The sequence below is a fragment of the Streptomyces aureus genome (genome assembly GCF_001418135.1).
Taxonomy (GTDB): domain Bacteria; phylum Actinomycetota; class Actinomycetes; order Streptomycetales; family Streptomycetaceae; genus Streptomyces; species Streptomyces aureus_A.
In genome coordinates this window covers 1-9,035 of sequence record NZ_LIPQ01000433.1, presented here as the reverse complement: position 1 = coordinate 9,035, position 9,035 = coordinate 1, and the positions used below count along the sequence as shown (strand labels likewise).

Here is a 9,035-nt window from a genome sequence, read left to right as displayed (position 1 = left end):
CGCGCGCGGGGAAGGGGCGAGATCAGCAGGACGGGCGACACACGCAGCCCGCATAGCGGACGAGGTCCATATGGACCCTCCGCCACAGGCGCACATCGGTGTCGGTCACGCTCCGGAGTACACCATGCGCGCCGATGGGAATCAATGGATGTCCGCTGTGCGGTCACTCCCCGTGGACACTCCGGTGGCCCCCACCTTCGCCGCGGCCTTCGCTCCCGCCTTCGCTCCGGACTTCGATGTCGCCTTCGTCCCGGCCTCGGCTCCGGGGTCCGTCCCGGTCTCCGGACCGTCCTCCGGCTCGTCGGTCGGCGAGCCGCCCCGGGCCGCGTCCGCCGCCGCGTAGAGACCCGCCGGGTGGACCCCGGCGAAGGCCGCGACGAGATGACCGTCGGGCCGTACCAGCAGTACGGCGTGGGCGGGGGCGCCCGGGTAGGCCTCCGTCACCAGGACCTCGGCCTTCGCCGGGAGGGCGGCGACCGCCTCTTCGAGCCGGGGCATCACCCCGGCGCCGCGCCAGTGCCGCCGGTCCCACACCCCCGTGCCGGGGGCGACCAGGAGGACCAGGAGGCGGCCCTGACCGAGCCGGTCCCGGAGCCGTACGGTCGTGCCGTCGGGAGCGGTCACGCGGACGTCCTCGACGGGGGCGCCCTCCGGGGTGCCGACCGGCGTCCGGCCCTCGGTGTACGGAGGCGCGAGGGGGGAGTGGGGGTACGCCGGGGGCGCGCCGAGCGGGCCGCGCCCCACATGGCCGTCGGTGAGGAGGGCGTCATGGCCCCGCGCGGCCCCCGGAAGGTACGTCCGCAGGCCGCCGCCGCCCCGCAGCACCGGCAGCGACTGGTCGGCACCGCGCAGCCGGTGGGCGACGGCCGCGCGCCGCTCGCTCTGGTAGCTGTCGAGCAGCCGTTCGGAGGCTCCGTGGTGCCAGGTGTGGGCGAGCTTCCAGGCGAGGTTGTCGACGTCCCGCAACCCCTCGTCGAGGCCCTGGGTGCCGACCGCGCCGAGCAGGTGCGCCGCGTCACCGGCGAGGAGGACACGGTCGACCCGCCAGCGCCGGGCGAGCCGGTGGTGGAGGGTGTGGACGCCGGTGTCGATGAGTTCGTACGGGGGTGTCACGCCGTCGCACCAGCCGGCCAGGGTCTCGCGGATCCGGGCGATCAGCGCGTCGGGAGTGACGAGGTCGCCCCGGGGCGGCAGCAGCCAGTCGATCCGCCACACCCCGTCGGGCAGCGGGCGGGCGGTGATCTCGTCGGCGGCGCCGCGCCACGGCGGCTGACGGTGCAACAGTGCCTCGCCGGGCCAGGGGAGTTCGGTGCGGAGCGCGGCGACCGCGTGCCGTTCCACGGCCGTACGGCCCGGGAAGCGGATGCCGAGCAGTTTGCGCACGGTCGAGCGGGCGCCGTCGCAGCCGACGAGGTGGCTGCCGCGCCACCAGGTGCCCGCCGGGCCCCGGGTGTGGGCGACGACGCCGTCGCGGTCCTGCTCGATGGTGTCGAGCCGGGCCTCGGTGACGAGCCGGATCAGCTTCTGGTGGGCGATGGCGTCACGGAGCCCGCGCGCGAGGGCGTGCTGCGGGATGTGCAGGGGCGCGGCCGGGGCGGAGGGCGCGGCGGGGTCCTCGGACCACTCCTCCGTACCGCCGAGTCCCAGGTCGAGGGTGAGGTGGCGGACCACCTGGCGGCGGCGCATGCCGCGCCAGCCGACCCAGCGGACACCCTCGTCACGCAGGGTGGTGCAGCCGAGCCGCTCGACCATCGCGGCCATGTCGGCGCGCAGCACGACGCTGCGTGCGGGGCGTGGTTCGTCCTTGCCCGAGCCCTCGTCGAGGACGATGCTGGGCACGCCCTGCGCGGCGAGCGCGAGGGAGAGCGCGAGGCCTACCGGCCCCGCGCCCACGATGATCACCGGGTCCACGGCGCGGCTCCTGAAGGCCGGACGGTCATGGGGGCAGCACATCTGAGTGTGGCACGAGCCCGGTGCTTGATCACAGACCGTATGCAACCCACTGAGGGTGCTTGCGTCAAGCGACGGGGTGGGCGCGGTGCGGCTGACCTGAAGTCAGTACCGCTCCGGCCCACCCCTGTTGTCCCACGGACCCCTGGAGGGGTCAGGCGCCGCTCACGGCGTCGCTCTTCACGTCGGCGGGTCCGCCCTGGGCGGGGATGACCGCCGCGGCGGACTTCTTGCCCTGGCGCAGGCGCTTCTCCAGGCGTCCCGCGAGGGCGGTGACGATCGCGTTGAGGGCGATGTAGATCAGCGCGATGACGGTGAAGGTGGCGATCGTGTTGGCGCCGTAGTTGGCGGTGATCTGCCGGTTCTGGCTGAGCAGCTCCGTGAACCCGAGCAGCGCGCCGCCGAGTGCCGTGTCCTTGACGATCACGACGAGCTGGCTGACCAGGGCGGGGAGCATGACGGTGACGGCCTGCGGGAGCAGGACGTACATCATGGTCTGGCCCTTGCGCATGCCGAGCGCCTCGGCCGCGTCGCCCTGGCCGCGCGGCAGCGAGAGCACACCGGCCCGGACGATCTCGGCGATCACCGAGGCGTTGTAGAGCACCAGGCCGGTGACGACCGCGTAGAGCGGGCGGAAGTCGGAGCTGACGGTCGTGAACTCCCGGTAGAGGGCGTTCGCGAACACCATGAGGAGCAGCACCGGGATGGCGCGGAAGAACTCCACGACGGCGCCGACGGGGACCCGCACCCAGCGGTGGTCGGAGAGCCGGCCGATGCCGAGGAGGGCTCCGAGCGGCAGCGCGATCAGGATCGCGAGGCCGGCCGCCCTGAGGGTCTCCGTCAGACCGGGCAGCAGATAGGTCGTCCAGACCCGGGAGTCGGTGACGAACGGACTCCACTTGTCGGCGGCCAGCTGGTTCTTGTCGTTGAGGGCCGCCAGGACCCACCACGCCACCAGGGCGAGGACCGCGAGGAACCCGATCGTGAAGAGCAGGTTGCGCCGCTTGGCCCGCGGTCCGGGGGTGTCGTACAGGACGGAACTCATCGCTTCACCGCCAGTCGCTTGGCCGCCCAGCCGAAGAACAGGCCGGTCGGAAGGGTGAGAACGATGAAGCCGAAGGCGAAGACGGCGAAGACGGCGAAGAGCGCGTCGGCCTCGTTCTCGATCATCTCCCTCATCAGGAGGGCCGCCTCGGCGGCGCCGATGGCCGCCGCCACGGTGGTGTTCTTCGTGAGGGCGATGAGGACGTTGGCGAGCGGGGCCACCGCCGCGCGGAACGCCTGGGGGAGGACCACCAGGGTCAGGACCTGGAAGAAGCTCAGTCCCAGCGCACGGGCGGCCTCGGCCTGACCGGCCGGCACCGTGTTGATGCCCGAGCGCAGCGCCTCGCAGACGAAGGTGCCGGTGTAGGCGATGAGCCCGAGGATCGCGAGCCGGAAGCCGATGTCCTCGGAGCGGTCCGCCCCGAGTGTGATCCCGAGCGTCTGGTCGAGGCCGAACGAGCAGGCCACGATGACGACGGTCAACGGGGTGTTCCGGACGAGGTTCACGTACGTGGTGCCGAAGCCCCGCATGAGGGGTACCGGGCTGACTCGCATGGCGGCGAGGGCGGTGCCCCAGATCAGGGAGCCGATCGCCGAGTAGAGGGCGAGCTTCGCCGTCACCCAGAAGGCGCCGAGCAGGTCGTACTGCCCGGAATCAAGAAAGTCGAACACGATGCCCCGCGCTCTCCCCTGGTGGTCGGTCGGTGTGGAGGCCGGTGCGTGGGCAGCGGCCGGTGCCGGTGTGACGGCCGCCGTCGAGCGGGGCGGCCGTCACGGACCGGGCGGGGTGGTTCAGCCGGCGATCTTCGGCGCGGGGTCGTTCTTGTAGCCCGAGGGACCGAAGTGCTGCTTGACGAGCTTGTCCCACGTACCGTCGGAGACCAGCTTCTCCAGGGCCTTGTTGATCTTGCCCTTGAGCTCGCTGTCGCCCTTCTTGAGGCCGATGCCGTAGTTCTCGTCGCTCATGGAGAGACCGGCGAGCTTGAACTTGCCCTGGTGCTCCTTCTGCGAGGCGTAGCCCGCGAGGATGGAGGCGTCCGTGGTCAGCGCGTCGACCCGCTTGTTCTCCAGGCCGGTCAGGCACTCGGAGTAGCCGCCGAGCTGCTGGAGGTCGGCCTTGGGGGCGAGCTTCTCCTTGACGTTCTGCGCGGAGGTCGACCCGGTGACCGAGCAGAGCTTCTTGGAGTTGAGGTCGTCGACCTTGGTGATCGAGGAGTCGTCGGCGCGCACCAGCAGGTCCTGGTGGGTCACGAAGTACGGGCCGGCGAAGTCGACCTCCTTGAGGCGCTTCTCGTTGATCGAGTAGCTGGCGACGACGAACTTCACGTCACCGTTCTTGATCAGGTTCTCGCGCTCGGCGCTCGGCGCCTGCTTCCAGTTGATCTTGTCCTCGGCGAAGCCGAGCTCCTTGGCGACGTACTTGGCGACGTCGACGTCGAAGCCGGCGTACGTGCCGTCCGGGGTCTTCAGGCCGAGGCCCGGCTGGTCGAACTTGATGCCGATGGTGATCTTGTCACCGTTGCTGCCGGAGTCCGACCCGGTACCACAGGCGGTGGCGGTCAGCGCGAGGACGACGGCGGCCGCGGCGGCGGCAGGGGTGCGACGAAGCTTCATCGAGGAATGTCCCTTGGTCTAGAAGTGAGTTGGGAAGAATAGGCCCGAACTCGCTCAGTGGTGAAGGATCTTGGAGAGGAAGTCCTTGGCCCGGTCACTGCGCGGGTTGCTGAAGAACTCCTCGGGCGTCGCCTGCTCGACGATGCGACCGTCCGCCATGAAGACGACCCGGTTGGCGGCGGAGCGCGCGAAACCCATCTCGTGGGTCACGACGACCATCGTCATGCCGTCCCGCGCCAGTTGCTGCATGACCTCGAGAACCTCGTTGATCATCTCGGGGTCGAGCGCGGAGGTCGGCTCGTCGAACAGCATGACCTTCGGGCCCATCGCGAGCGCGCGGGCGATCGCCACGCGCTGCTGCTGGCCGCCGGAGAGCTGCGCCGGGTACTTGTCCGCCTGGGTGCCGACCCCGACCCTGTCGAGCAGGGCGCGGGCCTTCTCCTCGGCGGCCTTCTTCTCCGTCTTCCGGACCTTGATCTGGCCCAGCATCACGTTCTCGAGCACCGTCTTGTGCGCGAAGAGGTTGAACGACTGGAAGACCATGCCGACGTCGGAACGCAGGCGGGCGAGCTCCCTGCCCTCCGCCGGCAGCGGCTTGCCGTCGATGGTGATGGTGCCGGAGTCGACGCTCTCCAGCCGGTTGATCGTGCGGCACAGCGTCGACTTGCCGGACCCGGAGGGTCCGATGACGACCACGACTTCGCCGCGGCTGATCGTCAGATCGATGTCCTGGAGGACATGCAGTGCGCCGAAGTGCTTGTTCACGCCGGACAGTACGACCAGGTCGTCCGTGGCGCGCGGGGTGTCCTCGGGCCCCCTGGGCACGGACTTGGACACTGACTCTCCGCTCATCGGGCTCTAGCTCCGTCCTCCTCGGTTGGGGAGGACACTAGAGACCCGATGTGACGACCGTCATCACATCTGAGCGGAAATTGAGGATAACGATCCGGCCGCAACCGGACACAGTGTGTGAACGGGACACCCAAGGCCGTACCGGCTGCATAACGGAAACGCCGCCGTCACAGGGGGACACTTGACTGTGACACCGATGATCGGCGTTCATGCCTTGGTACCACCTGGTACACAGAGAGCCGGTAACCGGACCGCGACCACGGAGGAGGTACGTATGCGACTGCTGCTCGTCGAGGACGACGATCATGTCGCCGCCGCCCTCTCCGCGATCCTCGCGAAGCACGGCTTCACGGTGACCCACGCCCGCAACGGCGAGGAGGCGCTCCAGGCCGTGCTGCCCACGGCGCAGGGCGAGCGACCCTCGTACGGGGTGATCCTGCTGGACCTCGGTCTGCCCGACCAGGACGGCTACCAGGTCTGCGGCCGCATCCGGAAGCTCACCACCACCCCCGTGATCATGGTGACCGCGCGCGGCGACGTGCGCTCCCGTATCCACGGGCTCAACCTCGGCGCCGACGACTACGTCGTCAAGCCCTACGACCCCGGCGAGCTCCTCGCCCGCATCCACGCCGTCAGCCGGCGCAACGCCGGTGCGGAGGAGACGACGGGCGGTGGCGCGGCCGCCGACGGAACCCAGCTGCGGCTCGGCTCCGTCACCATCGAGCTGCCCACCCGCCGGGTCAGCGTCGACGGCGAGAGCGTGCCCCTCACCCGCAAGGAGTTCGACCTGCTCGCCCTCCTCGCGCAGCGCCCCGGAGTCGTCTTCCGCCGCGAACAGATCATCAGCGAGGTCTGGCGCACCAGTTGGGAGGGGACCGGCCGCACCCTGGAGGTGCACGTCGCCTCCCTGCGCTCCAAGCTCCGGATGCCCGCCCTGATCGAGACCGTGCGGGGCGTCGGCTACCGCCTGGTCACCCCCGCCGCGTAACCGCCGGACGGCCCCTTCGTGCGCACCCGCCTCCTTCCGCTGCTCATCGTGCTGATGGCCGGCGTCCTGCTCGCCCTCGGCTTCCCGCTCGCCGCCAGCCTCGCCGCCTCCGAGCAGCAGCGCGTCGTCGTCGACCGGCTCGACGACGCCGCGCGGTTCGCCGCGCTCGCCCAGTTCGTCAGCGAGACCAACCCCAGCACCGACGAGCGGCGCACCACCCTCGGCGGCGAACTCGCCAGCTACCACGACGTGTACGACATCCGGGCCGGCATCTTCTACCGTGACAACCGGTCCATGGCCGCCGCCCCCGAGGACTGGGTCGTCCCGTACGAAGGGGAGGGCCGCCGCGCCTTCAACGAGTCGCTGCTCGGCCGCCGCAGCCACGACCCGCCCCAGGTGTGGCCCTGGCAGACCCACGCCCGGCTCATCATCGCCTCACCGGTCGTCAGCGACGGCGACGTCATCGCGGTCGTCGTCACCGACTCGCCCACCGGACAGCTCCGCATGCGCATCCTGCGCGGCTGGCTGCTGATCTTCGCGGGAGAGTCCCTGGCCATGCTGGTCGCCGTCGGCGCCGCCTTCCGGCTCACCGGCTGGGTCCTCCGGCCCGTCCGAGTCCTCGACTCCGTCACCCACGACATCGCCACGGGCCGGATGAACTCCCGGGTCGCCGCGACCGGCGGACCGCCCGAACTCCGGCGGCTCGCGCTCTCGTTCAACGAGATGGCCGACAACGTCGAGGAGGCCCTCGAACAGCAGCGGGCGTTCGTCGCCGACGCCTCCCACCAGCTGCGCAACCCGCTGGCCGCACTGCTCCTGCGGATCGAGCTGCTCGCCATGGAGCTGCCCGAGGGGAACGAGGAGATCGCCTCCGTACGGACCGAGGGCAAGCGGCTCTCGCAGGTACTCGACGACCTCCTCGACCTGGCGCTCGCCGAGCACGCGGCGGCCGAGCTGCGGCTCATCGACGTGGGCGCGCTCGCCGCCGAGCGGGTCGCGTCCTGGCGGCCGGTCGCCGACGACAAGGGCGTCGTGCTCACCGGGGAGTGCGGGGCGGTCACGGCATGGGCGGACCCGGTGGCGCTCTCCAGCGCGCTGGACGCGGTGATCGACAACGCGCTGAAGTTCACCCCGGCCGGGGAGGAGGTCACCGTCACGGCCAAGGCACAGCCCGGTGGGGAGAGCGTCGCCGTGGTCGTGGCCGACCACGGGCCCGGCCTCACGGACGAGGAGCTCGGCCGGGTCGGCGACCGCTTCTGGCGCTCGGGCCGGCACCAGAACATCAAGGGGTCGGGCCTCGGCCTCTCGATCACCCGCGTCCTGCTCACCGCGGGCGGCGGCGGCATCGCGTTCGCACCGAACGAGCCCCACGGGCTGCGCGTGACGGTCACCGTGCCCCGGAACGCCCCGGCGGCGCAGCCGGGGAAGGCGTGGACCCCGGAGGAACGGTAGGACGGTCGGGCCGAACGGACAGAACCTACGGGAGGGCACCGACAGCCGCGTGTCGTCGATGTCGACGCGCACCGTCCGGCGGACCCGTTCGCAGCATGCCCGTGGGCCGGGCGGCCAGGGCCCTGACCTCCGAGCGGCTCAGGGAGCTGGAGCTCAGGGCTTCACCGAGCGGTAGTAGCGGCGGGCGCCCTCGTGGAGCGTCAGGGGCTCGGTGTAGACGGCGGTCCGCAGGTCCACCAGCTGGGCCGGGTGGACCCGGCGGCCGATCCGGTCCCGGCTCCCGATCACCGTACGCGTGAAGCCCTCGACCAGGTCGTCGTCGGCCTCCTCGGTCGTGACCAGCAGGTTCGCCACCGCGAGGGTCTCTATCTGCAGGCCGTCCTGCGCCTTGGCGTACGCGTCGGCCGGGATCACCGCCGACCGGTAGTGACGGGTCGAGTCGCCGACGTCGTGGAGCCGGTCGATCAGCGCCGCGTCGAGCGGCAGCAGCCGGACCTCGAAGCGCTCGGACAGCGTCTGCACCGGCTGGGTGGGCAGGCCGCCCGACCAGAAGAAGGCGTCGAGCTCGCCCCGCTCAAGGAGGCCGGGCATGGTGTCGATGCCCGCAGGGACCGGCACGATGTCACGGTCCGGGGTGAGGCCCGCGGCCGCGAGGACCCGGTCGGCGATCAGCCGTACGCCGGACCTGTCCTGGCCGACGCCGACCCGCAGGCCGCGCAGGTCCCGCACCGTCTGCAGCGCGGAGCCCTTCCGCACCACGATCTGGACGTAGTCGTCGTAGAGCCGGGCGCAGCCGCGCAGCCGCTCCCAGCCGGGCCTGCGCTCCCGCATGTACTGGGCGACCGCGTCCGCCGTCGCGATGGTGAAGTCGGCCTCGCCGGTGGCCACCCGCTGCACGTTCTGCTGGGAGCCCTCGCTCTCCTTCAGCGTTATCGACACCTCGGGCAGGTCCTGCGAGAGGTCCTGCTTGAGGAGGTCCCCGTATCGCTGGTAGACGCCGGTGGCGACTCCGGTACTGAAGGTGACCGAGCCGCTGGGAACGGGGGAACCGAAGGGCATCAGCCACCACGCCAGCACACCGCACACCGCGAGCAGCGCGGTCGCGCCCGCCAGGACACGGCGGCGGGCGGCACGG

The 9,035-nt window shown here is 71.2% G+C and carries 9 protein-coding genes; 2 read left to right on the top strand and 7 right to left on the bottom strand.

What is annotated here, in order from left to right:
* Positions 1-22 precede the first annotated feature (22 nt).
* From AOK00_RS41500 to AOK00_RS29800, 6 genes are all read right to left on the bottom strand, one after another.
* Positions 23-94 (bottom strand): putative leader peptide, encoded by a 72-nt coding sequence (locus AOK00_RS41500; RefSeq protein ID WP_309544753.1) that lies wholly within the window; start codon positions 92-94, stop codon positions 23-25.
* A gap of 47 nt (positions 95-141) precedes the next feature.
* Positions 142-1,911, bottom strand: a complete 1,770-nt coding sequence (locus AOK00_RS29820) for an FAD-dependent monooxygenase (protein WP_055603336.1) — start codon at positions 1,909-1,911, stop codon at positions 142-144.
* A 193-nt stretch (positions 1,912-2,104) separates the two neighbouring features.
* Positions 2,105-2,995, bottom strand: a complete 891-nt coding sequence (locus AOK00_RS29815; protein ID WP_055603335.1) for an amino acid ABC transporter permease — start codon at positions 2,993-2,995, stop codon at positions 2,105-2,107.
* Positions 2,992-3,666 (bottom strand): amino acid ABC transporter permease, encoded by a 675-nt coding sequence (locus AOK00_RS29810; protein ID WP_055603334.1) that lies wholly within the window; start codon positions 3,664-3,666, stop codon positions 2,992-2,994. The genes AOK00_RS29815 and AOK00_RS29810 overlap by 4 nt, the downstream gene beginning before the upstream one ends.
* Positions 3,667-3,786: 120 nt before the next feature.
* Positions 3,787-4,608 (bottom strand): glutamate ABC transporter substrate-binding protein, encoded by an 822-nt coding sequence (locus AOK00_RS29805; RefSeq protein WP_055603333.1) that lies wholly within the window; start codon positions 4,606-4,608, stop codon positions 3,787-3,789.
* 54 nt (positions 4,609-4,662) lie between these two features.
* The gene (locus tag AOK00_RS29800; protein ID WP_055603332.1) at positions 4,663-5,460 is read right to left on the bottom strand and encodes an amino acid ABC transporter ATP-binding protein; all 798 of its coding nucleotides are present in this window, start codon (positions 5,458-5,460) and stop codon (positions 4,663-4,665) included.
* Between the two features lie 274 nt (positions 5,461-5,734).
* Here AOK00_RS29800 and AOK00_RS29795 point away from each other — a divergent pair, with 274 nt between their 5' ends.
* Both AOK00_RS29795 and AOK00_RS29790 read left to right on the top strand, forming a co-directional pair.
* On the top strand, positions 5,735-6,448 hold the full coding sequence (locus tag AOK00_RS29795) for a response regulator transcription factor (protein WP_055603331.1): 714 nt from the start codon (positions 5,735-5,737) through the stop codon (positions 6,446-6,448).
* An 18-nt stretch (positions 6,449-6,466) separates the two neighbouring features.
* Positions 6,467-7,900: a sensor histidine kinase gene (locus tag AOK00_RS29790; protein WP_055603330.1), complete on the top strand. Its 1,434-nt coding sequence runs from the start codon at positions 6,467-6,469 to the stop codon at positions 7,898-7,900.
* Between the two features lie 153 nt (positions 7,901-8,053).
* Here AOK00_RS29790 and AOK00_RS29785 read toward each other — a convergent pair.
* The coding region (locus AOK00_RS29785) for a TAXI family TRAP transporter solute-binding subunit (RefSeq protein ID WP_063886690.1) at positions 8,054-9,035 on the bottom strand (982 nt) is incomplete at its 5' end.